Annotated in this window: 31 protein-coding genes; 3 read left to right on the top strand and 28 right to left on the bottom strand. The window is 44.7% G+C overall.

Translation table 11 applies throughout. The features are described 5' to 3' along the window. Positions 1–10 precede the first annotated feature (10 nt). Positions 11–1,285, bottom strand: coding sequence for a glycosyltransferase (locus NIES593_RS07275; protein ID WP_073598949.1), 1,275 nt, complete (start codon positions 1,283–1,285; stop codon positions 11–13). Positions 1,286–1,631: 346 nt separating this feature from the next. Between NIES593_RS07275 and NIES593_RS07265 the strand changes: the two genes are divergently transcribed. After that, the gene (locus NIES593_RS07265) at positions 1,632–2,579 is read left to right on the top strand and encodes an NAD-dependent epimerase/dehydratase family protein (RefSeq protein WP_073598947.1); all 948 of its coding nucleotides are present in this window, start codon (positions 1,632–1,634) and stop codon (positions 2,577–2,579) included. Positions 2,580–2,608: 29 nt separating this feature from the next. Here NIES593_RS07265 and lpxD read toward each other — a convergent pair whose 3' ends face one another. The 20 genes from lpxD to nifH all read right to left on the bottom strand — a co-directional run bounded on the left by lpxD (position 2,609) and on the right by nifH (position 17,997). Further along, positions 2,609–3,655: a UDP-3-O-(3-hydroxymyristoyl)glucosamine N-acyltransferase gene (gene lpxD / locus NIES593_RS07260; RefSeq protein WP_073598946.1), complete on the bottom strand. Its 1,047-nt coding sequence runs from the start codon at positions 3,653–3,655 to the stop codon at positions 2,609–2,611. A 96-nt stretch (positions 3,656–3,751) separates the two neighbouring features. Next, complete coding sequence (gene cysK, locus NIES593_RS07255; protein WP_073598945.1) at positions 3,752–4,717, bottom strand: cysteine synthase A; 966 nt, start codon at positions 4,715–4,717, stop codon at positions 3,752–3,754. Between the two features lie 154 nt (positions 4,718–4,871). Continuing rightward, positions 4,872–5,165 carry a ferredoxin III, nif-specific gene (fdxB, locus tag NIES593_RS07250; RefSeq protein ID WP_073598944.1) on the bottom strand — a complete coding sequence of 98 codons (294 nt, stop codon included), beginning with the start codon at positions 5,163–5,165 and terminating at the stop codon, positions 4,872–4,874. A gap of 80 nt (positions 5,166–5,245) precedes the next feature. Beyond that, complete coding sequence (locus NIES593_RS07245; RefSeq protein WP_073598943.1) at positions 5,246–5,494, bottom strand: FeoA family protein; 249 nt, start codon at positions 5,492–5,494, stop codon at positions 5,246–5,248. 19 nt (positions 5,495–5,513) lie between these two features. Further along, a complete protein-coding gene (locus tag NIES593_RS23455; protein WP_073598942.1) occupies positions 5,514–5,729 on the bottom strand; it encodes a hypothetical protein in 216 nt (71 codons plus the stop codon). A gap of 10 nt (positions 5,730–5,739) precedes the next feature. Further along, entirely contained in the window at positions 5,740–6,096 is a 357-nt protein-coding gene (locus NIES593_RS07235; protein WP_073598941.1) for a hypothetical protein, read from the bottom strand. Between the two features lie 224 nt (positions 6,097–6,320). Then, positions 6,321–6,635 carry a 2Fe-2S iron-sulfur cluster-binding protein gene (locus NIES593_RS07230; RefSeq protein ID WP_073599041.1) on the bottom strand — a complete coding sequence of 105 codons (315 nt, stop codon included), beginning with the start codon at positions 6,633–6,635 and terminating at the stop codon, positions 6,321–6,323. Positions 6,636–6,758: 123 nt separating this feature from the next. Beyond that, positions 6,759–7,124, bottom strand: coding sequence for a HesB/IscA family protein (locus NIES593_RS07225; RefSeq protein WP_073598940.1), 366 nt, complete (start codon positions 7,122–7,124; stop codon positions 6,759–6,761). 57 nt (positions 7,125–7,181) lie between these two features. Continuing rightward, positions 7,182–7,997 (bottom strand): HesA/MoeB/ThiF family protein, encoded by an 816-nt coding sequence (locus NIES593_RS07220; RefSeq protein WP_073598939.1) that lies wholly within the window; start codon positions 7,995–7,997, stop codon positions 7,182–7,184. Further along, positions 7,998–8,345 (bottom strand): nitrogenase-stabilizing/protective protein NifW, encoded by a 348-nt coding sequence (gene nifW / locus NIES593_RS07215; protein WP_073598938.1) that lies wholly within the window; start codon positions 8,343–8,345, stop codon positions 7,998–8,000. Beyond that, positions 8,342–8,578, bottom strand: a complete 237-nt coding sequence (locus NIES593_RS07210; protein WP_073598937.1) for a CCE_0567 family metalloprotein — start codon at positions 8,576–8,578, stop codon at positions 8,342–8,344. The genes nifW and NIES593_RS07210 overlap by 4 nt, the downstream gene beginning before the upstream one ends. A gap of 93 nt (positions 8,579–8,671) precedes the next feature. Continuing rightward, a complete protein-coding gene (locus NIES593_RS07205; protein ID WP_073598936.1) occupies positions 8,672–9,142 on the bottom strand; it encodes a NifX-associated nitrogen fixation protein in 471 nt (156 codons plus the stop codon). 138 nt (positions 9,143–9,280) lie between these two features. Further along, on the bottom strand, positions 9,281–9,685 hold the full coding sequence (nifX, locus tag NIES593_RS07200) for a nitrogen fixation protein NifX (protein ID WP_073598935.1): 405 nt from the start codon (positions 9,683–9,685) through the stop codon (positions 9,281–9,283). A 63-nt stretch (positions 9,686–9,748) separates the two neighbouring features. Further along, positions 9,749–10,294, bottom strand: coding sequence for a DUF269 domain-containing protein (locus NIES593_RS07195; RefSeq protein ID WP_083602364.1), 546 nt, complete (start codon positions 10,292–10,294; stop codon positions 9,749–9,751). A 26-nt stretch (positions 10,295–10,320) separates the two neighbouring features. Continuing rightward, positions 10,321–11,697 carry a nitrogenase iron-molybdenum cofactor biosynthesis protein NifN gene (nifN, locus tag NIES593_RS07190; protein WP_073598934.1) on the bottom strand — a complete coding sequence of 459 codons (1,377 nt, stop codon included), beginning with the start codon at positions 11,695–11,697 and terminating at the stop codon, positions 10,321–10,323. Positions 11,698–11,818: 121 nt separating this feature from the next. After that, positions 11,819–13,225 carry a nitrogenase iron-molybdenum cofactor biosynthesis protein NifE gene (nifE, locus tag NIES593_RS07185; RefSeq protein WP_073599039.1) on the bottom strand — a complete coding sequence of 469 codons (1,407 nt, stop codon included), beginning with the start codon at positions 13,223–13,225 and terminating at the stop codon, positions 11,819–11,821. Positions 13,226–13,365: 140 nt separating this feature from the next. Next, on the bottom strand, positions 13,366–13,671 hold the full coding sequence (locus NIES593_RS07180) for a Mo-dependent nitrogenase C-terminal domain-containing protein (protein WP_073598933.1): 306 nt from the start codon (positions 13,669–13,671) through the stop codon (positions 13,366–13,368). Between the two features lie 130 nt (positions 13,672–13,801). Then, positions 13,802–15,340, bottom strand: a complete 1,539-nt coding sequence (nifK, locus tag NIES593_RS07175) for a nitrogenase molybdenum-iron protein subunit beta (RefSeq protein ID WP_073598932.1) — start codon at positions 15,338–15,340, stop codon at positions 13,802–13,804. Between the two features lie 195 nt (positions 15,341–15,535). Further along, positions 15,536–16,972: a nitrogenase molybdenum-iron protein alpha chain gene (gene nifD / locus NIES593_RS07170; RefSeq protein ID WP_073599038.1), complete on the bottom strand. Its 1,437-nt coding sequence runs from the start codon at positions 16,970–16,972 to the stop codon at positions 15,536–15,538. A 140-nt stretch (positions 16,973–17,112) separates the two neighbouring features. Further along, on the bottom strand, positions 17,113–17,997 hold the full coding sequence (gene nifH / locus NIES593_RS07165; RefSeq protein WP_342747331.1) for a nitrogenase iron protein: 885 nt from the start codon (positions 17,995–17,997) through the stop codon (positions 17,113–17,115). A gap of 122 nt (positions 17,998–18,119) precedes the next feature. On the opposite strand from nifH, the gene NIES593_RS23995 reads away from it, so the two are divergent. Further along, entirely contained in the window at positions 18,120–18,284 is a 165-nt protein-coding gene (locus NIES593_RS23995; RefSeq protein WP_175561065.1) for a hypothetical protein, read from the top strand. A 62-nt stretch (positions 18,285–18,346) separates the two neighbouring features. Here the strand turns inward: NIES593_RS23995 and nifU are convergent, their stop codons facing one another. The 4 genes from nifU to nifB form a co-directional block, all read right to left on the bottom strand. After that, the gene (nifU, locus tag NIES593_RS07160) at positions 18,347–19,240 is read right to left on the bottom strand and encodes a Fe-S cluster assembly protein NifU (protein ID WP_073598930.1); all 894 of its coding nucleotides are present in this window, start codon (positions 19,238–19,240) and stop codon (positions 18,347–18,349) included. Between the two features lie 116 nt (positions 19,241–19,356). Beyond that, complete coding sequence (gene nifS / locus NIES593_RS07155; RefSeq protein WP_073598929.1) at positions 19,357–20,559, bottom strand: cysteine desulfurase NifS; 1,203 nt, start codon at positions 20,557–20,559, stop codon at positions 19,357–19,359. A 95-nt stretch (positions 20,560–20,654) separates the two neighbouring features. Continuing rightward, positions 20,655–21,017, bottom strand: a complete 363-nt coding sequence (locus NIES593_RS07150) for a 4Fe-4S binding protein (protein WP_073598928.1) — start codon at positions 21,015–21,017, stop codon at positions 20,655–20,657. 30 nt (positions 21,018–21,047) lie between these two features. Beyond that, on the bottom strand, positions 21,048–22,517 hold the full coding sequence (gene nifB, locus NIES593_RS07145; protein ID WP_073598927.1) for a nitrogenase cofactor biosynthesis protein NifB: 1,470 nt from the start codon (positions 22,515–22,517) through the stop codon (positions 21,048–21,050). Between the two features lie 567 nt (positions 22,518–23,084). Here nifB and NIES593_RS07140 point away from each other — a divergent pair. After that, positions 23,085–24,473: a diguanylate cyclase domain-containing protein gene (locus tag NIES593_RS07140; RefSeq protein WP_175561064.1), complete on the top strand. Its 1,389-nt coding sequence runs from the start codon at positions 23,085–23,087 to the stop codon at positions 24,471–24,473. A 367-nt stretch (positions 24,474–24,840) separates the two neighbouring features. On the opposite strand, the gene NIES593_RS07135 is transcribed toward NIES593_RS07140, so the two are convergent. From NIES593_RS07135 to NIES593_RS23990, 3 genes are read right to left on the bottom strand one after another with little or no spacing between them, the layout of a single operon-like run. Beyond that, entirely contained in the window at positions 24,841–25,044 is a 204-nt protein-coding gene (locus NIES593_RS07135) for a DUF6887 family protein (RefSeq protein ID WP_073598925.1), read from the bottom strand. Next, on the bottom strand, positions 25,041–25,226 hold the full coding sequence (locus NIES593_RS07130; protein ID WP_073598924.1) for a DUF6888 family protein: 186 nt from the start codon (positions 25,224–25,226) through the stop codon (positions 25,041–25,043). Before NIES593_RS07130 ends, NIES593_RS07135 begins: the two co-directional genes overlap by 4 nt. Before the next feature lie 24 nt (positions 25,227–25,250). Continuing rightward, positions 25,251–25,400 (bottom strand): hypothetical protein, encoded by a 150-nt coding sequence (locus NIES593_RS23990; RefSeq protein ID WP_175561063.1) that lies wholly within the window; start codon positions 25,398–25,400, stop codon positions 25,251–25,253. Positions 25,401–25,511: the final 111 nt, after the last annotated feature.

The following is a 25,511-nucleotide window of genomic DNA, read 5'->3' as shown; positions in this document are numbered from 1 at the left end:
TGCAAATTTTTCATCCTTGACTCACGAGATATTCTTGCGTTAATTGCTGGCTCTCCTGTGAGCTTAGTAATTGTTGGTAAATTTCTACTAGCTCATTGTTAAGTGAGTGCGTGTCAAAATATTTTTCTACATGCGCGCGACCAGCTCGACCCATTTCAGACCAGATTTCTGGATGCTCGATGAGGTAGCCTAACTTCTCGGTTGTGGCATCTACGTCGCACTCTGGAACTAGAAAGCCTGAAATCCCATCTTCAACCAGTTCGGGAATGCCTGCGTGGAAAGTGCTGATGACTGGCAAACCCATTGCCATTGCTTCTTTTAGGACATTGGGAATACCTTCTCGATCGCCGTCTTTACCCGTCACGCTCACTGCGATGAGAATGTGCGAGTCGTTCAGAATTTTAATACACTCTTCCTGATGTTTCCAACCCAGCAGCTTCACTTTTTCACTCACATTTAGTGCCTCAATGAGTTGCTGTAATTTTTGCCGCAAAGCTCCGTCGCCAATAATGTTGTACTCAATATTTTGATTGGCTTGAGCAATCTTGGCAAAGGCACGAATGCCATATTCTATACCTTTTTTTTCGACGAAACGACCGATGGTGACAATCCGAACCCGACCATCTGGAGGCAAGTGGCGCGGGGTAAAGAAGAACCGACGGCAATCGATTCCCGACCGATGCACGATAACTTTTTGTTCGCTGCAACCAAGCTTGAGGACTAGCTGCTTTAAATAGTCGCAATTGGGTAAAAAACAATCGCCTTCTTTAAATAGTTCGTCGTAAACGCGAGATCCTTTTCTTTGAAGCATCTCAGAGAGATCGTAGCCGCGAAATGCTGTAATGAGTTTGCTGTCGGGAGAGTTCATAACACGAAATGCCATCCCTCTAAAGCTCTGCGTTCCAAACTGACAATGGATGATGTCGTATGTTTTTTTCAGTAAAGGGATTGCCGTGTAGAGTAAATATAATGAGAAAGCTTGCTTGCCATAGTTAATAAAATTAAGCGATCGCATAAATAACCTGGGGTCTTTATCGCCGTTCGCTAACAGCAATCCGATTCCTTTAAATAACCGCCACCAGAGATTGTTTGGGATTTGAGGCAAATAGTAGGTTCGTTCTAGGAGGCGATATTTTTCTACCTCTGGATGGATTTTAGAATTGTTACCTATTTGGTCTGCATAAATATCAACTTCATATCCGCGATCGAGTAAGCCGACAATTTGATTTAAAATAAACGTTTCCGATAGAACTGGAAAATGACTAACAATAAAGGCAATTTTCATATCTTAGTCGCTCGACCCGAATAATTAGTGTCACCAACCATCGGTATTTACGTTCTATAAATTGTGCTGCTCGCTTAAAATTTTTGCAGTTGGTTATATTTTTACTACTTTACCAAAAAACACATCAGTCTGTCGAGGTAGAAATTTAGGCTGCGCGTCGTCTATCAGATCGCCACCAGAAAAAAGCTTTAGATTCTTGAAAAATTCTGAATTTTGGTTGGAATGTGAGAAATCTAAAACTCTTGCGATCGCGATCGTTAGCATCCAATCGGCAAGCATTTACAGCCAATTGTACCCAGAAATTAGGTAGAGTGAGTTAAAGTTTTTATTTATCTTTTTTAGCCTTATGACAACTTCAATAGTAACTGGAGTCGCAGGTTTTATCGGCTCGCACCTAGCTGAAGCGTTACTCAAACAAGGGGAGAGAGTAATCGGTATTGATGAATTTAATGATTACTACGAGCCTAGCTTTAAGCGTAGAAATGTTTCATCTCTTGAGAGTTACTCTTCTTTTGAGTTAATAGAAGGGTCGATTCATGAGTTGAATTGGCAAGACCTGTTGGCGAATGCAGAAACCCTCTATCATCAGGCAGCTCAGGCTGGAGTACGGGCAAGCTGGGGCGAAAGTTTCCGTCACTATACAGAACGCAACATTAACGCTACTCAAATTATTTTAGAAGCTGCCAAAGAGTCCAAATCCCTCAAGCGACTGGTATTTGCCTCTAGCTCGTCGATCTACGGGAATGCAGAAACTCTGCCGACTCCAGAATCAATTTGTCCTCAGCCTACTTCCCCCTATGGCATTACTAAATTGGCAGCAGAATATTTATGTTTTTTATACTACCGAAATTTTCAAGTTCCAGTGACAGCCCTTCGCTACTTTAGCGTCTACGGACCTCGCCAACGTCCTGATATGGCATTTCATAAATTTTTTAAAGCAGCAATGGTAGGTGCGCCAATTCCGATATATGGAGACGGACAACAAACGCGAGATTTCACCTTTGTCAGCGATGTAGTAGAAGCGAATTTAGCGGCAGCAACCGTTCCGGAGGCTATTGGCGAAGCTTTTAATATTGGCGGCGGCAGTAGAGTTGTATTGACCGATGTGTTGGATAAAATTGAAGCGATCGCAGCAATTCCGATTCAAAGAAACTATTTGGAGATGGCTAGAGGAGATGCCCGTCATACTGGAGCAGATATTTCCAAGGCAAAAACGCTTTTAGGATGGTATCCTAAAGTCTCCTTAATTGAAGGATTGACGCAACAATGGGAATGGATTCAAACAGTGTATTAATAGTTTGGCTTACAAAATCCAAAATGGTATTAGTCATCGCCCAATTTCTTCTGAAGGCGTTTTAGGGTTTGATACATTTCGGGAAGACGCTTATAAATGGCGGAAACTTTTAAATATAATTTGTTGGGAACGGCGGGACTGCTAGAGACAATTTCGCCCGGTTGGATATCATTGTGAATGCCGCTTTGGGCAGTTGCGATCGCGCCGTCTCCGATTTTTACCTGATTGGCAACGCCGACTTGACCTGCTAGAATAACGCGATCGCCGACTTGCACGCCCCCTGCTAAGCCTACTTGGGCGGCAAAGGCGCAATTTTGCCCGACTCGACAGCCATGGGCGATATGGACTAGGTTATCTAACTTAGTATTGCGTCCGATGCGGGTTTCTCCTACCGCAGGGCGATCGATGGTGCTGTTGCAGCCGACTTCTACGCCATCTTCGAGGATCGTACAACCGGACTGTTCCATTTTGAACCAGCCTTGGGGCGTGGGAACAAAGCCAAAGCCTTCCGCACCGATGACCGCACCGCTGTGAATGACGCAATCCGTACCAATCTGGGTGCGTTCGTGGATGGTGCAGTTAGCGTGTAAGACAGTGCGATCGCCAATTGTCACGTCTGGATAAATGACGACATTGGGATGAATGCAGGCGCGATCGCCGATTTTTACACCTGCATGAATGACAACGTAAGCGCCAATGTAAACATCCTTACCAATGGTTGCGCCAGGGGAAACAACCGCAGTCGGATGAGTTCTGGGCGACGGTTGGAAGGGATGGTAAAAAAGTTTAATCGCATGAGCAAACGCTAACCTGGGTTCGGCAGTGGCAATCCAAGCAATGTCGCGATCGCTTGCTTGCGTCTGTAGCGCGGGTTCGAGGGGCAAAATTAAGGCACTAGCCGCCGTTTTCGCTACCATAGCAGCAAATTTCGCTCCCTCAATATAGCTCAGCGTTCCTGCAGCAGCTTCTTCAACTGGGGCAACTCCTGTAATGTCGGGATCGCAACCTGGGTTAGAAGTAAGGCTATCCGATGCTGCTAACTTACCTAACTTTGCAACAATTTCACTTAATTTCATCGTCTACAGAAGTTATCAAAGAAGTCGCACAGAGAGATACAGAAGACAAGGGACAAATGATAGAATCTTGACTCCTAGACTCCTGAATTGTGAACATTAAGCAAGTACTGGCTCTCTCTCTCCTTCATCTAAGTTTTGGAACAGCACCGTACTGAGATAGCGTTCGCCAAAGCTGGGCTGAATCATGACGATAAGCTTTCCCTTATTTTCTGGACGCTTGGCTACTTGGATAGCGGCACAAAGGGCAGCCCCGCTAGAAATTCCAGATAGCAGACCTTCTTCTTTTGCCATGCGACGACTATAGGCGATCGCGTCTTCATCGGTTACGGTTATTACTTCATCGATCAGATCGACTTTAAGGACTTGAGGCACAAAACCCGCGCCGATGCCTTGAATTTTGTGAGGGCCGGGATTGCCGCCAGAGAGAACGGGGCTGTTGGCTGGTTCGACTGCGATCGCTTTAAACTCTGGCTTTCTCTGTTTGATAACTTCACTAACTCCGGTAATCGTGCCTCCCGTTCCTACGCCAGCGACGAGAGCATCCACCTTACCATCAGTATCTTCCCAAATTTCCTCTGCCGTTGTCAATCGATGAATTTCTGGGTTAGAAGGATTGTTAAACTGTTGGAGCATATAGGCATTGGGAATGGTTTCTAAGAGTTCGTTCGCTCGCGCGATCGCGCCGCTCATTCCCTTATTGCCCGGAGTTAGTTCCAATTTCGCGCCATAAGCTTTTAGCATTGCCCGTCGCTCTAAACTCATGGTCTCTGGCATGGTCAAGATTAATTTATAACCTTTGGCCGCCGCTGCCATAGCCAGCGCAATTCCCGTATTGCCTGAAGTGGGTTCGACGAGAATGGTTTTACCAGGAGAAATTAATCCTTCTCGTTCGGCGCTGTTAATCATATGCACGCCAATCCGATCTTTAACTGAGGCAGCGGGATTCATGCTCTCTAGTTTGACCAGGATTTGAGCGACGCAACCTTCCGCCTGGGGAATGCGATTTAATCGAACCAGAGGTGTCCGACCAATGAGTTCTGTAATATTCTGAGCAACGCGCATAGTTTTCCGACGTTATTCGACACAATAACAAATTTTGCTAGTTTGCGGCAAGCAGCCAGCTTTTTTAAGTATGTACCAAAACGCGATCGCTGACGCTTTCTCAAATTCTGCTATTCCTTTATTTTAAAAGCTAATAGCTCTTAAGATCTAAATTTTAGACTGCTAAAGCAGCGTGTGTGTAGCAATTTTTCGGACAAATTCTCGAACAAGCCTGACAGCCTACACAGTATTGAGGATTAGCAATTGTCATTACCTTGCGTTCGATTTCATCATCATCTTCATCTTCTACAAATTCACCTTCATCGTTCATTGCCCTCAGAGCGAGTACATTGCGACCGCAAACTTTAAAGCATCTGCCACAGCCAATACATTTGTGTTGGTCGATTTCTTGAACGAAATTCGGTTCCCAGGTAAGTCCTCCGAGGGTTGTACCAGTTAGTGTTGCCATTAGATGTTCTCCTGTAAATTGAGTGATTCATTTCTTTTCACAAAAATGAGAGCGATCGATTTGTTATTATTCAATTACTTTTAAGTGACTCTAACATAAATCGATCGCACTATTTCTGAATCTAGTTTTATTTTATTTTTTCCGATTTTAATAATGAAATCTGGAAATACTTTTTCCACAAAAACTTGTTGTCCGGGAGTAATTCCCATTGCTTGAATTTTCCGGATAATTTCTCGATCCTTGTTTCTCAAGCAACTGACAACTCCTTTTTCTTTATTTTTTAGTAAAGCTAACGAAGAAAAACAAACCGAAAAGCCTTGGGTAAACATAGATATAATCTTCCTTTGCTTAGTTTTTAGAAGCTATTTCTATGGAGTGAAATACAAAGACCGAAGCAATGACGAGGGGAAGTTTGAGTAACAGTGGCGTGAGAATAAACAGCCATACTAAAGTCAGTAAACCAGTAAAAATAGCAGCTAGACTATGAATAGGATCGCGATCGTTAAAGAAGATCCAAGCCGAAACCAGACAGATGAATGATAGGAATATATAAGAGATAAACATCGCAATTGCCTCAATAATTTTCCCAATGTCTGTGTGCTGCGACCCAATATAACTCCAGCCAAAGACGAGGATTTTCTTGTTTTAGATTTGAAACTGGATCGCGTACCAATCGAGTTGCATTGATACAAACTACTGCAACTAATCCCATATTTTCGGCAATATCTTTTAAAACATCTTGTTGCTCTTGAATGACAGCTAACATTCCTTCGGGATAATAAACGCCAACGTAATAAAAACGCTTCCCCGATCTTTCCAGATAGCACTCAAGAATTTTGACATAGCAATACTCTAATAACTCCCCAGTCATCGGATAATAATTCTTGACTAGCGATACATATTCTTGAGCAAGATATTCTGGTTTAATCACGACTGCAACATCTCCTCATGGGTTGAGTTACTGTGGGATAAACACCAAACTTTGATCCAAAGCTATTTTTTATTTTGAAATCCGATGCTCGGACTCTCAATTTTTGAGGGTCTCAAATTGAAATTAGAGTGGGCACTATTAGCGATGAATAAGAGGGTAAAGATAAAAAATAATGCCCACTTTTATCTAAGCTATTTTGCCACTTAGAAGTAAAACTGGATATCTTAGACTAAATAAGCTTCCTGATGAGTTCTAATCGTGCAATCAGAACGAGGATAAGCTACACATAAAAGAACAAATTTCTTCGCTAGTTGGTCATCATCCAAGAAAACTTGATCGTCTTGATTGACTTCTCCTTCTTCAATTCTGCCAATGCAACTAGAACAAGAACCAGAACGACAAGAAGAAGGTAAATCTATGCCATTTTCTTCTGCTGCATCAAAGATATAAGTATCTTCTGCCACATCAATCGTTACGTCCATTTCTGGAGGCTGTTTTTTTCTACCTTTAATCAAGCGAACTTTGTAAGTTGTAGTCATTTTTTTGTTCTCCTCAATAGGGATAAATTTAATGCGATCGCAGCTCATATTTCCTTTATTTCCTTCGTGCGAGCATCTTGCTCGCACTACCTTAGATGTTCGATCGCGACTTGATAAATTTCTCTAGCTACAAGGAATTGCATCAGGGGTACAATCGCCGACTGAAAATGACTTGCCGCAGCCACAAGTATCTGTTGCATTGGGATTAATAAATTGGAAGCCGCTTTGAGTTAAACTTTCGACAAAATCAATGACAACACCCTTAACAAGTGGCTCACTTTTTGGGTCGATATAAATTGGTATATTGTCTTGTTTAAATACCAAGTCATCGGGATTGGGTTTGTCTGCAATATCTAAAGCATATTCGTAACCGCTACATCCGCCATCTTTTACGCCTACTCGTATGCCCGTTTCAGACGTGGCTGATGCACTTCCTTTGATAAAAGTCCGAAGGCGAAATGCAGCTTTTTCTGTGAGGATAATTGTCATCGAAATCTCCTTTTTTTGTTAGTGGTTAGTAGTTGGTGGTTAGTAGGAGGAAAAAATTTAATACCTCATGCTTGCCAGGTCCTCTTCTTTTGTTATTTCCAAGAACGCGATCGCTTCTGCAATCCCTTGTTTCGTTCTACTGCCGCAAACTGGACAATCGGGATCGTGGTAGGGACGGCGTTTGGCAAATTCCAAACGACTTAAATCCATTGTCAATAATTGACCTAAAAGAGGCTTGTCTAGTCCGGTAATTAATTTGATGGCTTCTAAAGCCGCCAGACAAGCAAGAGTTCCGCTAACAGCGCCGAGGACACCAAAACCCCAGCGATCCCATTGGGGTTTTTCGGGAAAGATACAAGAGAGACAGGGAGTTTTGCCAGGAATAATCGTGGTCAAATAGGCTTCCATGCCATTCATAGCAGTTTCTACCATCGGCTTATTCCAACGCACGCAAGCATCGTTTAGCAAATCCCGTTCCTCGAAATTAAAGGCACAGTCGATCGCGATATCAGCTTGCTTCACCAAGGAATCGACGTTCTGGGAGGTAACGTATTCGGGAATCGCTTCGATCTCGATATGAGGGTTAATTTTGGCTAGAGTCTCCTTAGCTTTATGAACTCTAGGCTTGCCAACCCAGTCATCGGTCATGAGAATCTGGCGATTCATGTCGTCGAGACGGACTTCTCCCCCGCGAACGAGGATTAGTTTGCCAATCCCCGCTACCGCCAAATACAAGGCAACCGTTCCACCCAATCCGCCTACACCAGTAACTAAGGCAGTTGAGTTTTTCAGGGCTGTTTGTCCTTCCTCGCCAAAACCAGGAAGCATGATTTGTCGGCTGTAGCGTTCTAATTCCTGTGGTGTCAGTACCATTTATATTACTCCTGCCTTTTTAGCCAGCGATTCGAGGGAAACAAAGTTTTTTGGTGTTTCGTTGAAGACTTTGAACAGTTTAGTTTCTAGCGGACTAGCTGTTTGGAAAAGTTCATAAGCTTCTGTCAGTGCCAAGCGATATTTTTCTAATCTTTCCTCTTCACTGACATTGGGAAAAACTTCATCAATCTTGGCAATTAAAAGGGCAAATTGTTTGAGGATATGCAGTCGATTAACATTGACAAAATCTTGTCTATAGGGAAGGTTAAAAAACTGTAAGTAATCTTCTGCATCTGTCAGTTTTCTGAATTCTGCCAAGGTTCTTTTGGTAGCAGTTGTAAGTGTCATTTGATTTTTTTCTCCCAGTCTTTCAGTTGTTTTTTTAGCGCGTCTAACTGCTTATAAACCTCATAGGTTTTAGCAGCTTCTTCTGGCAGTTTTTCAAAATCAGTTGGTAATCCTTCTGCCAGATCGTGCAGATCCATTTTCATTTGACCTGCTTGGGTATTGAGGCGTTTGATTTGGGTTTTTAACTCCTCAATGGCTTCTTTTGTTGAAATTTCTGTTGTTAGTTCAACCATGTTTAGATTTTAGATTTTAGATTTTGGATTGTTAGTCGTTAGTGGTTGACAGAGAAATTTTTAATCCACTAACCACGACCCAATAACCACTAACTAAAGATTCGCAATCTCAGGGAAACGTTGAATGTAATCAACGCCAGATTTAGTCAATTTTTCTCCTTCGGCGGCTAATTTTTCTAGTGAATCGTAACCGAAACGTTGAGCATCTCTGAGAGTACGAGAAACTACCATTAAGCGTCCGCACCAAATCAATGCCCAACCAAAACCTTCATGACTCAAATCGATAACGACTTGGCAAAGTTTTCCGGTTTCTTTTTCAATGCAAGCCGCGATCGCGCGATAAAATGATAAAATTCTTAATTGAGTGGCAAGATCGACATCTCCATCAACTTTAAGTTGACGCTTTTTCTCGCGAGAAACAACAAACGGAGAAAGTACTAATCCGTCTTCCCAGCTTCTGTAAACGCCGTAATGATCTTGAGCGCGAATTTGACGAACTAATTCTTGCAAAAAGGCGTTTTCTGCGACAATATTTGTGTTTGTTTCAGTTGCAGTTGTACTCATTGGATTAATAATTGTTATTGGTTGGTTGTTAGCAGATAGTGCGTTCGCGTAGCGGAGCCGGAGGCTCTCAGCGTGCCCGGAGGGCATACATCTTGCTCGCAGATTCTGATTATTCTCGCGGGCAAGATGCCCGCACTACTAATCTTCATCTTCAAAATCAAAGCTTTTAGGTTTTTGTAGTTGCAATGCTTTCCTTAACCATGGGGGAGGATCGCCATTTAATGTTTCGACTAAATTATCAAGCATTCCTTTAATTTCTGTCTCATCACTTCTGAGGTTGATAGGAGTAATTTTGTTGCTAAGTAAACGAGAAGCTGCGCTACCTCCAATTGACGAGACATAGACTAGAGTGCATCCTTCTAAAGCTGTAACTTTTGGAACTAATTTATCTTCGTTTCCATCTTCATCAAGGTTGCCACCAAATGTTTTTGTTTCTAAAAAGTTATAGCCTTCCGACGAGACATCATAGACAGCAATACTTTGTGCCGAACCGAAGTGAGAATTAATGCGAACGTTATCGCTAGTAGCAAATGCAACTTTCACGATATTTCTCCTCAAAATGAGCTTAAGAAAATGAAGGAAAAATCGGGAGCATCTTACTTACTTTCATAGATTCGCGAGCGAGATGCGACAATTACAAACTTGAGATTCTCTCGAAAAATCGAAATATCTTTGAGCTATTTTCAGGGCTGAGTTGATAATTTTCTCGCCCTCACTAGCAAGATTCTCTAGAGAGTTAAAACCAAAATTTTGGGCGTTGCGGATAACTTGAGAAACCACTAATAGGTGATTACAAAATATTAATACATAGCCAAAACCTTTACAGTTAAAATTAATAAAAACTTTAGCTGATTTTCCGGTTTCTTGTTCGACTCGTGCAGCGATAGTTTTGTAAAAAGTCACGATTCGCTTTTGAGAAAAAATATCTCTTCGAGAGCGATCGCGTGTTTTGGGATCTAATACCAATAATCGCAAAAGTGATTTATAAGAATAGTTACGATAGATACCAAAAGTATCTCTAGCGATAATTTGTTTAGCTAATTCTTGAAGAAAGGGATTAGCAAAGATATCTAAAGAAGAAGTTTTTTTAAGAAAGACTGTTGGTTTCTTAAAAAAAGTTTTTGGTTCTTTTAACAAGACTGCTTGGCTCATCGTTCGATTTTGGATGGTTCTAATTATTAGTGGTTATGATGATGAGTAAATTGACTGTGATTGTGGGCTTCTTCTGCTTCCAGAAACAGATTGCCGACATCCAAGAGAAACTGAATTGTTCCTCGATAACCGACTAAACAGCGATGATTGTTACCCAGGCGATCGAAGATAGGATAGCCCATGCGATACAGGGGAATATTGAATTTTTGCGAAACTCGTTTTCCGTGAGAGTTAGCAATAATTAAATCGGAACCCTCTGCCAAATCTTCTAAATCTTCCAAGTCGCCAACGGTTACTGTTTCTACAGGTAAATCTTCCAAAATTGGAGATTTCATTGTCGTCACTGCCGCTTGAATTTCTGCCCCCATTTCTTTGAGCAACCAACTGGTTTGATAAAGCAAATCGGGTTCTAATGCCAAAGAAACTTTCTTGCGACCAAAATAGAAATGCGTGTCGAGGATAGCATCTTGCAATTGACGACGCTGGCGTTGATATTTCTGGGGTACGTGAGGCGGATGAACGAAATGAGGATCGTGCCGGGAATTGACGATTTGAGAGAGTCGCCAGATAAAATTATCCGTTGCCTCCAAACCTGCTATCCTGAGAAAGAGTTCGTAGCCAGTCCCGAACTTTTGTTCTAGGATTTTGGCAGCAGGACGCATACTTTCTCCGATCGCGATGGTATAAACTGAATCCTTTAAACTTCTCAACCCTTCTAAAGTCGTTCCGCCACTCGTTGTCGTCTGATAATCATCTTCGAGATGTCCATCCAAGGAACCACCGAGATCGGGTACTACCAAAGGTTTCAACCCAAACGCCTCAACAATCTCCTTAATCTCTTCCAAATCCCCAGGCGAAAGCAGAGAACCCGCTAAAATTGTTATTTGAGGTTGTTGATAGAGAGAAGGCGGTTTTTCTTCCCCAGCGCCGTAATCTGTCGAGACAATGCTTTCTACCGCAGCAGCAAATCCACTCTCCAATGCCCCTTTATAATCGGGAGTCGAGACAAAAATAATCGGCAGATAATCCAATTCGGGATGATTTTTGCGGAACACTCGGAGAACGCCCTCCATATCTTCACCGCGAGTTTCAGTCAACCCTGTCGTCAGAAGACCAATCATTTGAGGTTGTGCCTTCTCGACTAAAACCAGGATTGCCTGTTCGATATTTTCCTGTCCGCCCAAGATAGTAGCCACTTCGGTCATCGCCGTCGTAGACATCGGTATTGCCTCGCGGAAATGACGCACCAAAAGCGTTTTAGCAAAAGCCGTACATCCTTGGGAACCGTGAAACAAAGGCATCATCCCCTTCAACCCAAGGAAAGCTAGCGAAGCGCCCAAAGGCTGACTTAGCTTTAAAGGGTTCACTGCGACAGATTTTTTGCGACTGGTTACAATAGTCATCTCGATGAAAGGATTTTAGATTTTGGCGAAGTTGCCGCACGCTCCTCGAACCTCTTCAAGGAGAACGGCGGATTTTGGATTGGAGATTTCTCTCTGCGCCTCTGCGCGAGATAAAAAAGACTTAATAATTAACAACCAGCTTTTCGGTAACAGTTTCAACTGCGTCCCACGGTGCAGCTTTTCTCAACTGCGCCCAAATAGGACTGTGCAGTGCCTCATCTAATTCCTTTGCCATTTCAATCATGCCGTCGTAGCCCGCGTAAGGATGGTGACGTTCTTGGTTGATGTCGAGGAAGGGAATGCGGGCTTTCAGTGCCGTATATTGATTCCGTCCACCCGCAATCAACATGTCCGCCCTAGTCTTCTCAATCACGCTGAGCAACTCTTTAGGACTGCCTTTCTCCAGAGTCATCCCATCTTTGCCCAGTAATTCTTTAATTTTGGCTTTATCTTCTTCCGTACTTTTCTTAGTACTGGTGGCGACGACTTCAATGCCTAAATCCTTCGCCGCAGAAATAATCGACCAACTCTTAACCCCACCCGTATAAAGAACAACGCGCTTGCCTTTCAACCTCTCGCGATAGGGTGCTAAAGCAATATCTAACTTAGCCGTTTCTTCTGCAATGAGTTTTTCCACTCTCTCTTGCAAATCTGCGTCGCCTAACAACTTTGCAACATTGCGCAAACAACGATTCATATCGTCGATGCCGTAGAAGGACTCTTCCGTGTAGGGAATGCCGTATTTATCCTTCATTTTCGTCGCCATATTAATCAACGCCTTGGAACAAATCATGACGTTAACTTTGGCGCGATGGGCGTGGCAAATTTCCTCATAACGAGCATCGCCCGTAATCTTAGCTAAAACACGGATGCCCAGCTTCTCAAAGATCGGGGTAACATTCCACATTTCCCCAGCAATATTATATTCGCCGATTAAATTAATATCGTAAGGCGTTGTATATTCCGGTTCTTTACTACCAACAACATATTCGAGTAAGGATTCTCCACCCAATCGATTGCCCAGGTTTTTACTACCCACAAAACCAGGGGAATTAACTGGTATGACGGGAGTATTAAACTTCTTAGTCGCCGCAGCGCAAACCGCATCCATATCGTCGCCAATCAGCGCCGTCACGCAAGTAGAATAGACGAATACGGCGGGGGGATGATAGCGATCGCAAACTTCTTTAATCGCCTTGTAGAGTCGTTTTTCGCCACCAAAAATCACGTCATTTTCACTAACATCAGTGGTAAAACCCATCTTGTAAGTCGTAGAACCAGAAGAAAGACTGCCGCGACTGCCCCAAGAATTGCCCGCACAGGCAATAGGGCCATGAACCAAATGTGCTGCATCCGTAATCGGCACCAAAGCAATAGAAGCCCCATCAAAAGCACAACCCCCTTGAGCAGTACCCGGTTGAGCTTGCTGCTTGCAAGACTTATTTTTGCCCTTACCGTCTTTTTTATGGTTGTGGTCGCAACCCGACTGCGTAAGCAGTTCATTAATTTTACCTTGTGTAAGTTTCATCGTAAATTCCGTGACTTTTGTGACTAATATGCGATCGAGATAACCTAACTTTGCGTCTTCTTTGTGCCTTTGCGCGACGGCACTCAATGTGCGCTCGCAGGTGGTGCACCCGTGCCTCCTTTGCGTGAGATAAAAAATCCCTAACAGATGTAGTGAGTTACATCCACCCCGCAAGTATCGGACAGATAAGATAAAGCCCGAAACCGCAAACCAACAACTTCGTTGTACAAAGGATTCAATTTACAAAGAGGAGGAATATGAAACAAAGTGCGTCCAAAAAGCTTAATATCCCGCTCAAAAGGACAATTGCAAGGAAAAACTCGACAGATGAAGTGGGCGAATTTTGCATCTTTAACCTCAATGCCATCAATCCAACGGCGCACGGGATAGAGAATATCGAAAGATGGCTTTCTGTTAGGAATGAGGGGATGGGTAGTACTGGTCATGATTATTGCTCCTAGGGGAGTTTTTTTGCAGACAAGGGAAATGGGGTAGATGGGGGAGAGAGGGGAGTTGTTCGTCTAAAGATTATGTCCCTCACTCCCAAAGCCCCAAAGCACCTATCTCCAATCCCGATTAGCGAATCAGGTCATAAGAGATATCCGTCTTCGCTGGAACGATGGTGTTGCGATCTAACTCGTCGAGGACTGTATTAGCAATCCAGTTGAGTAGATTGAGCGCACCAGAGTAACCGATGGTAGAATAGCGATGTAGGTGGTGGCGATCGAAGATCGGATAGCCAATGCGGACTAATGGGGTTCCAGTATCGCGCCAGAGGTACTTCGCATAGGAATTGCCAATTAGGAAGTCTACGGGTTCGGTGAACAGCAGCGATCGCATGTGCCACAAATCCTTTCCACCCCAAACCGTTGCCGAACGTCCGTAGGGACTAGCAGCTAATAATGCTTTCGCTTCTTCCTCGAAGGTGGGGTTGCTGTTAGTCACGAGAACGTGAACGGGTTCGACTCCCATCTCCAGCAAAAACTGCAACAGTCCCAGCACCAAGTCGGGGTCGCCGTAAAGCGCAGCCCGCTTGCCGTGCAGCCACGCTTGCGTATCGGTCATCGCATCAACCACGCGACCGCGTTCGACTTCTAACTCTCTGGGGATAGGATTGCCTGTTGCTTCAGATAGCGCCATCAGGAATTGGTCGGTTCCTTTGATGCCCCAAGGACGAATAACAGAAGTCTTTTGTCCCCACTCAGTTGCAATATACTCCCGCGTTTTAGCGGTGGAGTAAGCTTGCAGGGCAATGGTTTGTTCGGCGTTAATCGACTCGGCAGCCACGTCTAGAGGCGTTCCGCCGTGATACATTTCGTATTCGCCCGTGTTGGGGGAATCTAAATACTCTTCGTTGTCTGCCAAAATCGTAGCGTTTACGCCCAGTAAAGACGTGAGGCGCTTCAACTCTCGCAGGTTGCCCATGTAGGTTTCAAAACCGGGGATGAAGTTAATCGTGCTGTTGGTGGTTTCTTTTTTCTTGCCTTCGGTAAGATTGGTGAGAATCCCCTTCATCATGTTGTCGTATCCAGTAATGTGAGAACCGACAAAGCTGGGGGTATGGGCGTAGGGAACTGGGAAATCTTCAGGAATAGACCCTGCTTTCTTGGAGTTGGTAATAAACGCACCCAAATCATCCCCAATTACTTCTGCCATACAAGTCGTACAGACAGCAATCATTTTGGGTTTGTAGAGGGCGTAAGCGTTTGCCAACCCGTCGATCATATTTTTGAGTCCGCCGAAGACGGCTGCATCTTCGGTCATGGAACTCGAAACGGCGTTGAAGGGTTCTTTAAAGTGGCGAGTAAAGTGGGTGCGGAAGTAGGCAACGCAACCTTGCGAACCGTGTACGAAGGGCAACGTGCTTTCAAAGCCAACGGCAGCGAGAATGGCTCCAAGAGGCTGACAGGCTTTGGCTGGATTAACCGTTAGCGCTTCACGAGCGAAGTTCTTTTCGCGATATTCCCAAGTTTTCGTCCATTCGGCAACCCTCGCTACTTCGTCACTGGCAGGCATTCCTTCAAAGCTTTCTTTTTTGCTTTTGAAGAGTTCTTGATACTCTGGCTGTTGAAATAGTTCGGCATGGTCTTTGATCTTCTCTACATTCTGAGCCATTATTTTGCTCCTATCAAGGATGATTGGGGAATTGGGGATTAGGGATTGGGTAGTAGTTAGTAGTTGGTAGGTAGTGCGAGCATCTTGCTCGCGCGAGCGGGACGCTCGCACTACAATATCTGGAAATTAATTTTGCTCATCTACTTAGTTAGCGAGAAAAACGATGAACGCTCGACTACTAACCACTAACAACAATTACTTCTTCCAGGGTGCGCCGATTAAGCTCCAGGTAGGACTGTTGAGCGCTAGATCCATATCCCTTGCGAAGATGGCGAATCCGTCATATCCGTGGTAAGGACCGGAGTAATCCCAAGAGTGCATTTGACGGAAGGGTAGTGCCATTTTCTGGAAGACGTATTTTTCCTTAATACCCGAAGCAACTAAATCGGGTTTGAGCGCTTCGACGAATTTCTCGAATTCAAAAGCCGTTACGTCGTCGTAAATTAAGGTGCTGTCTTCGATATAGTGAGTGGTACGCTTGTAGTCGTCGTTGTGACCGAATTCATAGCCCGTGCCGAGCATTTCCATTCCCAAATCTTTGAAGGCGGGAACGACGTGGCGAGGACGCAATCCGCCGACCATCATCATTACTTTTTTGCCTTCTAGACGAGGACGATACTTGGCGAGGATCTCATCGACTTGTTGTTGATACTTAGCGATAACTCTTTCTGCGCCTTCTTTGATTTTGTCGTCGAAGAAATTCGCGATCGCTCTGAGGGATTCAGCAATCTTGGTCGGTCCGAAGAAGTTATACTCAAACCAGGGAACTCCATACTTCTCTTCCATGTGACGGCTGATGTAGTTCATCGACCGATAGCAGTGGACGAGATTGAGCTTCACTTTGGGCGTGAGCTTCATTTCATTGAGCGTGCCATCGCCAGACCACTGAGCGACGACTCTCAAGCCCATTTCTTCGAGCAGAATGCGGCTCGACCAAGCATCGCCACCGATGTTGTAGTCCCCGATAATGGCTACATCATAGGGCGTGCTTTCAAATTCTATGTTTTCTTTATCCGCTTGGGGAAATACCCAGTCGCGAATGGAGTCGTTAGCGATGTGGTGTCCGAGCGATTGGGAAACGCCCCGGAATCCTTCGCATCTGACGGGAACAACAGTTTTGTTGATTTCTTTGCTGGTCTTCTTGGCAACCGCTTCGATGTCGTCTCCAATTAGACCGATGGGGCATTCTGACTGGATGGAAATTCCTGCGTTGAGCGGGAAAAGTTCTTCGATTTCGTGAATGAGTTTGTGCAGTTTCTTATCACCGCCGAAAACGACGTCGCGCTCTTGGAAATCGGAGGTGAACTGCATCGTACCAAAGGTATCGATGCCTGTCGTACCGATGTAATAATTACGGCGACCAGACCAGGAGTAATAACCGCAACCGACGGGACCGTGAGAGATATGAATCATATCTTTAATCGGACCCCATACCACCCCTTTTGAACCTGCATAGGCACAACCGCGAGTGGTCATTACGCCGGGAAGGGATTTAACGTTCGACTTAACGCCGCAATCTGGTTTACCTTCCTCGTAAACGTTGAGGTGTTTTTCCCGTTTTTTGCGGGCTTTCTCTGGATAAACGTCCAGTACCTCTTGGATTAGCTGTCTTTTTTCCTCTGCTGTGGTCATATCAGTTACCAGTGTTCTGCGAACGGTTATCAGTGAATGAGGAAGAGGGAGAAACAAGGAAGATAGGGGGGATTTGGGAGAAGAGGGAGTTCGATCTTCCTTGTCTGGTTTCATCCCTCTAAACAGTTCTAGTCGCCGACTTAGACGGCAGCAACAGTTTTCGCTTTGTCTGCTTCAAGCGCTTTTTGATACTCTTCTTCGCCGCCGAGAAGACCGAATTCGATCAACAGATTTTCTAGTTCTTCCATCTCGATAGGAGTTGGAATGACTAAGTTAGTGTTTTGTTCGATCTTCTTGGCAAGCGCGCGATACTCATCGGCTTGCTTGTGATCGGGAGAGTATTCGATCACGGTCATGCGGCGCAGTTCGGCTTCCTGAACTTGGTTGTCGCGGGGGAGGAAATGAATCATTTGCGTGCCGAGACGCTCGGCGAGCGCTTCGATTAATTCGATTTCCTTGTTAACTTTGCGGCTGTTGCAAATCAACCCGCCCAAGCGAACGCCGCCAGAGTGAGCGTACTTGAGAATGCCTCGCGCGATGTTATTAGCTGCATACATTGCCATCATTTCACCCGAGGTGACGATGTAAATTTCTTGTGCTTTTCCTTCACGGATTGGCATGGCAAAACCACCGCAGACAACGTCGCCCAGTACGTCGTAGGAGACGAAATCTAGGTCTTCGTATGCACCATTTTCTTCTAGAAAGTTAATGGCAGTGATAATGCCGCGACCAGCACAGCCAACTCCAGGCTCAGGACCGCCGGATTCCACACAACGAACATTGCGATAGCCGGTCAATAATACTTCTTCAAGTTCTAGATCTTCTACAGATCCCCGTTCTGCTGCTAAGTGCAGAATGGTGGTTTGAGCTTTACAGTGAAGCATTAAGCGGGTAGAGTCAGCTTTAGGGTCGCAACCGACGATCATGATGCGCTGACCTTGTTCTGCTAAGGCTGCAATGGTGTTTTGAGAAGTGGTAGATTTACCGATTCCGCCTTTGCCGTAGAACGCTATTTGTCGCACGATTGATTCTCCTGTAAAATAAGTAAGTCTGGATTAAAAAATGGATTAGGAAAGTAGGTCAGGATTTTAGAGACCCAGGATGTAGAGACGAACGGTAAAACTGTCTTCGCGATGTTCTTGTTGATGTGGGATACGTCCCTGGCGAACCTTCATTCCCTGCATCGGGTTTTCTAAAATCCTTTACCTATGGATGCGCTACGCGATGGGGAGCTTCGCTACTGGAGGCGATCGCCCCATTCGCGTTTCTCGATATTTGTACATGGTTTGCTCTTTGGTTGGAAGATTTTTGATTGGTAGTGCTCGGTTGTGGTGTGTTTCCCAGACGCGCTCATGATGCCCGCACTACGATGAATTAAACGGATTCGACAATTAAGGTAGGCGAAACGCGATCGCGCAGGGTAGCTTCAATGGCAACTTTAAGGGTTTCCGTGGAGCTAGAACAGCTCGTGCAAGCGCCTTGGAGAACGACAAGGACGCGATCGCCTTCCACGTCGAACAGTTCGACATCGCCGCCATCTCTAGCGAGAAGGGGTTTGATTTCGCTATCTAAAACTTGCTGAATCAGCCCGATTTTTTGCAGATTGGTCAGGGGTTTGCCGGATTGGGTAGTGGCTAATTTATCCGTAACAACTTTTGTTGCCACCGCCACAGCTTTCTCTTTCTGTTCGAGAACGTCGGCAATAATATCGTCGATATCTGCCAAGCAAGAACCGCATCCGCCGCCTGCCTTAACATAGTGCGTAACTTGTTCGGCAGTGGTAAGATTATTTTCGATAATAACTCGACGAATCTTAGCATCGGTAACGCCGAAACAGCGGCAGAGCAAGGCTCCTTCATCATCGTCATGGTTTTCTAGGGGAATGCCTCTGTAGTTGGCAATAGCTGCTTCTAACGCTTCCTGTCCCATCACGGAACAGTGCATTTTTTCTTCGGGCAATCCGCCTAAAAAGTCGGCAATCTCTTTATTGGTTATCTTAAGCGCTTCATCTAACGTTTTGCCTTTGAGCAGTTCGGTCAGTGCAGAAGAAGACGCGATCGCAGAGGTACAACCAAAGGTTTGAAATCTAGAATCTATAATAATTTCAGTGGCTTCTTGTACTTTGAGGTGCAATCTTAGCGCATCCCCACAAGCAATACTACCGACTTCTCCGGTTACAATTCTTTCTCCTTCTTGCGCCTCCGTAATCGCACCTTTATTACGGGGGTTGTAGAAGTGATCCATTACTATGTCTGTATAGTCCCACATTTCAGTTACCAGTTATCAGTTATCCGTTCGATTTATTCTTAGTGCGAGCGTCTCGCTCGCAGATTTTATTGCCTGTGTGCGGATATTTTTTCCTACACGCGGGCAAGATGCCCGCACTACTTAGCTAACACTGCTTTTTCTTGTTCCTGCAGCCAATCTGCTTCGTCGCTGGAGAAGGGAGAGAGGGCGCGGAGGTGTTCGATAATGCCAGGCAGAACTTCGAGAACGCGATCGATTTCCGCGTCGGTGGTATAACGAGAGAGGCTAAATCGGATTGAACCGTGCAACACTGAGTAGGGAAGTCCCATTGCTCGCAAGACGTGAGAGGGTTCGAGAGAACCGGAGGTACAAGCGGAACCAGAAGACGCACAGATGCCATACTGGTTGAGATGCAAGAGTATTGCTTCTCCTTCGATATACTTGAAGCCGATATTAGTGGTGTTGGGCAACCGTTGGGTAGGATGACCGTTGACGACGGTATCGGGGATGGTTGCAAGGATAGATTGTTCGAGGCGATCGCGCAACCGTTTTTCGCGGTCTACGTTGGCTAAATGCTGCTTTGCCAATTCTGCTGCTTTGCCGAGTGCTATGATGCCAGGTACATTTTCCGTTCCCGCACGACGACCTCTTTCTTGGTGTCCGCCGATGAGCAGAGGACGAAATCTTGTGCCACGGCGCACGTAGAGTACCCCGATACCTTTTGGTGCATGAAGTTTGTGACCGGAAAGAGTAAGCAGATCGATGGTGCTATCCTTCATATTGAGAGGGATTTTACCCACTGCCTGAACTGCATCGACGTGATAGATAGCACCGTATTCCTTCACCATCTGCCCGATTTGCTCGACTGGGAATAGTACGCCCGTTTCGTTGTTTGCATACATGGTCGAAACTAAGGCGGTTCCTCCAGTGAGCGAAGCTTCTAACTCGTCTAAGTCTAATAATCCTTTCTCGTTGACCGAGAGATAAGTTACAGTATAGCCTTTCTTTTCCAGGTGCTTGCAGAGATTAAGCACGGCTGGATGTTCGACTTCAGTGGTAATAATATGTTTTCTATCGGGTTGCGCGGATAAAGCAGCGTGAATGGCGGCGTTATTGCCTTCCGTGCCGCAACTGGTAAAAACGATTTCCGAAGATTCTGCGCCCAGTAAGGAGGCGACTTGCTCTCGTGCTTCTTTTACAGCTTTTCCCACTTGTCCGCCGAAGGTGTGCATGGATGAGGGATTGCCGTAATAAGTGGTTAGGTAAGGCAGCATCGCTGTAATTACTTCGTCATCGATGCGCGTCGTAGCGTTGTTATCAAGATAGATGCAGTCGTTCATGATCGGGTACCAGTTTTTTTGGTAGTGCGAGCGTCTCGCTCGCGGTTTGTGTTTCCCACACGCGGGCAAGATGCCCGCACTACGCGTAATTCGCACTACTGAACAGTGTTCGCGAGAGATGCTATTTCCTGGGAGTAGAGAGAAAACCAGCGATGCCAATATTTGGTTTGCTTTCTGGCTTTGAGTTGGGCGATCGCCCTATCATAAATATCGAACCAGGATTCCCAGTAATCGGTTTGTATTTGTTTGGGTTGGATTAGAGTATCGATACTGGGAACGCAACCACGATTGGTAGGGCAGACTGCCATGCACTGGGGAACGCTGTAATAGCCAACGCAATCGTTACAGAGGTTAGGATTGATGAACGGTTTGCCGTTGAGAGTTTCAATTGCACCTGTAGGACATTGCGTTTGACAGCGATCGCATTCAATACATTCACTGGTAATCTGGTAAGTCATGACTCTACTCCTCGGTTATAGCGTTTGCAACTATACTGCTGCTAACTCTTTCTGCTTTTGCAGGTATTGTTCGTAGAAGTCAAAGGCAACCTTAGTGATGGTGTCGTATCCTTCAAAGGGTTCGACTCCTGCTTTACGCAGTTCATCTTGAGGGCAACTGCCGATTTTGGAGGCAAGTACGCCTTTGCAATCTGCAATTGACTTGATAATTCCTTCTAAGCTTGCTTCTTCACCATAACCGCCCTGACAGTAAAGATCTACCTTGCGGTGTCCGACAAATTTCGCTTCTGTGCCATCGATTTCAAAGATTTGGAATTCTTTGGCATGACCGAAGTGTTGATTGACTACGCCGCCGCCTTTGGTTGCCACTGCAACGAGAATCTTGGGTAAAGGTACGTCGTTAGCCTTTCTGAGGGCTGCTTTTCTTTCTTTTTCCGCTTTCTGTGCTGCTTTAGCTTCCTCGATACCTGCATGAACTTCCTGGCGCTTCTGGAAATCGTATTCTGGAGCCATTTCCATGAATTTCTCTTTGGTGAATTCCTGCGATCGATCTTCACCGAGAAGTCCTACTGCGTCTGCACGGCATTGACGGCAGTGGCGCATCATTTTCATGTTACCAGAACATTTATCTTGCAGGGCTTTTAGTTCCTTGGGCGTGGGACCGCGCTGTCCGGTGAGTCCGAAGTAAGTACCGTGTTCTGGAGCCGAAATTAGGGGCATAATATTGTGTAGGAATGCACCCTTGGAGCGGATAACTTCATCGACTTCTACTAAGTGTTCGTCGTTGATTCCTGGAATCATGACGGAGTTAACTTTGCAGAGGATATCGGCTTCCTGGAGTGCTTGCAATCCTTCCATTTGACGTTCGTGGAGGATTTGGGCTGCTTCTAATCCTTTGTAGCGCTTGCGATTGTAGCGAATCCAGGGATAGATTTTTTCTCCTACTTTTGGGTCAACCATATTAATCGTAATGGTGACGTGATCGATATTGAGTTGTTTGATGCGATCGACGTAATCGGGTAGCATTAACCCATTGGTGGACAAGCATAATTTAATATCGGGGGCTTTTTGTGCAATTAATTCAAAGGTGCGGAAGGTTTTTTCTGGGTTAGCTAGAGGATCGCCGGGTCCAGCAATACCTAGCACCGTCATTTGTGGAATTTTACCAGCGATAACCAATACTTTATGTGCTGCTTCTTCTGGGGTTAGCAATTCGCTGACAACGCCAGGACGACTTTCATTGGCACAATCATACTTGCGATTACAATAATTACATTGAATATTGCAGGCGGGTGCAACCGCAACATGCATCCGTGCATAATGATGGTGTGCTTCTTCGCTATAACAAGGGTGTTTAGAAATTCTGTCTAAAATTTTCTGGTCTTTGACTTCCTGGGGGGTTTTTGAACTGCAACCGCAACCGCCAGAAGATTTTTTCTCGGTTGAGGGAGCAATTGGCAGTTTGGAAGTCGTTTGAGTGCCGATTAGTGTACCAGTCATTGAATTCCGTAAGTAGTTGTGTGCAGATGAATTCTGGTAGAATTCCAAATTTTGAAAAAACTGTTAAGCCGATTTGCTTGTATTTGCAATAAAAGAGTTATACCACCCCAGTTTTTTGGGGCTTGAGTGCAAAGGTGCGATCGTAATTTATTGAGATTAATCAAGCTTGTACTCAGGGGCGAAAGATTTGAAATAATAGGAAAAAAAAATTTTTTTGAGGTTGAGGGGCTAGTATTTTTGAGGAGAGGAGCTAGTTTTTTTGTAGAAGGGGACGGTATTTGTGTACTCACTACCCAACCCGATCTACGTAAATCTAAGTAAGGGTTTTGGGTAATTTTCCCCAATAATTTTTTATTTTCTATTGTTGTACTCGGAAACTACTGGAATTCAATTCTGTATCTAATTTAACATTCGTTGGCGAGATAGTAAAACCAATTTAAAATTTTCTTTGGATCGATTAAATGGTGAACAAAATCCAAGCAACTTAGATTTTTTAAGTTAAAATAAATCGGCATCGCACCAAAACAAGTACAGTCATTGTTAAAAAGTCAGTTTATCGATATGCAGATGCAGACAGCCGTTGAAGCAATCGTTCAGTCATCGCTATTGACCCTGTCACCTTCTACATCGGTGACAGAAGCGATCGCAGCGATGAATGAGGCACGGACGAGTTGCGTGTTAGTCGTCGATAATCAAAAACTCGCTGGGATTTTGACTGAACGAGATGTCGTCAAAGTCATTTCTTCTGGGAGGTCGCTAGAAAAACTTACCCTGGCCGATCTCATGACTCAAACAGTAATTAGCCTAAAATCTTCCGAAATTGACAACATTTTTACGGTATCGGAGCTATTTAATCGTTATCGAATTCGCCATTTGCCAATATTAGACGATCGCGATCGCCTTTGGGGTATCATAACTCCTCAGAGCATTCGCAACGTTTTGAAGCCAGAATATTTACTGCGCTACATACAGGTAGCTGAGGTAATGGTAAGCAATGTCATTTGCGGAGCGCCTAACGACACAGTTTTGCAGCTAACCCAACAGATGGCATTGCATCGAGTCAGTTGTATCGTCATTGTCAATGCCAAAACCTCTATTCCGCTTGGAATTGTTACAGAACGAGACATTATTAAACTTCACGCGAGCAAACGAGATTTCGATCGCCTATCGGCACAAACCGTCATGAGTGCGCCTTTATCTACCGTACAGCCCCAAAATTCCCTTTGGATCGTACATCAACGAATGCAACAATTAAAAGTTCGTCGCTTGGTCGTTACCGAACCCACTGGCGAGTTAGCTGGGATGGTTACTCAAACGCAATTGCTCAAACGGATCGATCCAGCACAGACGTATCATGTGATCGAACAGATGCAGCAAATCATCGATCGCCAAACTAGCGAATTAAAGCAGCTTAACGAGAAGTTGCGAGCGGCTAATCAAGAACTCCATAGATTGGCAACTATCGATGACCTGACTAATGTAGCCAATCGTCGCTATTTCAACGAGTATTTTGCTCGTGAATGGAAGCGATTGGCACGCTGCGTCAGTCCATTGTCGCTGATTTTGTGCGACGTCGATCGCTTCAAATGTTACAACGATACTTACGGTCATCCGGCGGGAGATCGGTGCTTGGTGCAAGTCGCACAGACTCTATCTCAAGTTATCAAACGTCCTACCGATCTAGTTGCTCGCTATGGTGGAGAAGAGTTTGCGATCGTTTTGCCCGATACCAATCTTACTGGAGCCGAGCATATAGCGAAATCTATCCTTACGCAAGTCCAGCAGCTTCAGATTCCCCATGTTGCTAACGGCAATGGCTATATTACCGTTAGTTTAGGAGTTGCTACCACTATTCCCACACAAAACAGTTCGCCAAACATGTTATTGGAGATGGCAGATCGAGTTCTCTATCAGTCTAAGCAACGAGGTCGAAACACTTACACCCTTAACGTTTGACGAAGTAATCGGATTGGTGTAAGAACGATCGCGATTCAATTAATTTTAGAATTTTTTCGGCGTTGCCTGATTCTCCAGCGTGAGACAATCTGTTGATAAAACTTGGAAGCGCTTTGCTTTCTCAATTATCAATTTTTCAGGCAAAATACTTAGTTTTTTCCAAACTTGCAATATTGTTTTCGAGAAAAATACTGAGAGCAGGCTTTTTGAGTAACTTTTAGACTAATAATTAATTATTAAGCATAAAAATCTTCGCTAAACCCGCCCCTACAAGTAATATGGATGTTTAACCGAATTCGATATTACTAGAATGGCGCACAAAAGCTTGATAACTGATTTACCTGTATGGAAATCGCGATCGCGTAAACTAATCAGATGAGCTTAACTGCGCTCGAATTGCCGATAAAATTTTTTCTTCCCACTGTGGATCGTCAAACGTTATAGAAGTTTCACGAGGACGGGAATGTCGCCGATCCATATAAGCATGAAAGGCTTCTAAATCGTCGCGATGGGTGAGAAGATAGCGTTTTAACTCGCGATCGCTCATTTGAGCATAATTGATTTTTGTCATGGTTCAATATTCCCATCCAGTTTTATTTCAAACTCGATCTCTTCATGTTGTCCAGCCAGAATAAATAAATTAAGCGTCCGTTCATCTAAACGAACAATGTGAATTGGCTGAAACATCACATTGGTGAGTAGATGACAAAGCCGATATAAACTCCGTAGCTGGGCTGCTGTCGGTTCGTTCATCTACTCATGATACTCTTGAAAAGCTTAATATAGCAGGAATTTAACCTCTTGCCGTTTGCTAGAATAGCGCACAAAAGCTTGATCGCAGAGAAACCAGATATAGAAATCGCGATCGCGCTGAGTAATTTGAATGAGCGATCGCAATTCGCATCCCGCCCAAGTTACAAATGACAAATGACCGATGACAAAAGGTAAAAAAAACTGGAGTAAGCATCTTCGGCTTCCCCAGTGCTGTCACGGAATTCAATTCTGTATCTAATTTAACATTTAATCGAGCGGAAATTT

The sequence above is a fragment of the Hydrococcus rivularis NIES-593 genome (assembly GCF_001904635.1).
GTDB lineage: Bacteria > Cyanobacteriota > Cyanobacteriia > Cyanobacteriales > Microcystaceae > Hydrococcus > Hydrococcus rivularis.
Note: the sequence above shows the minus strand (reverse complement) of the source record. Positions and strands in the feature narration are given on the sequence as shown.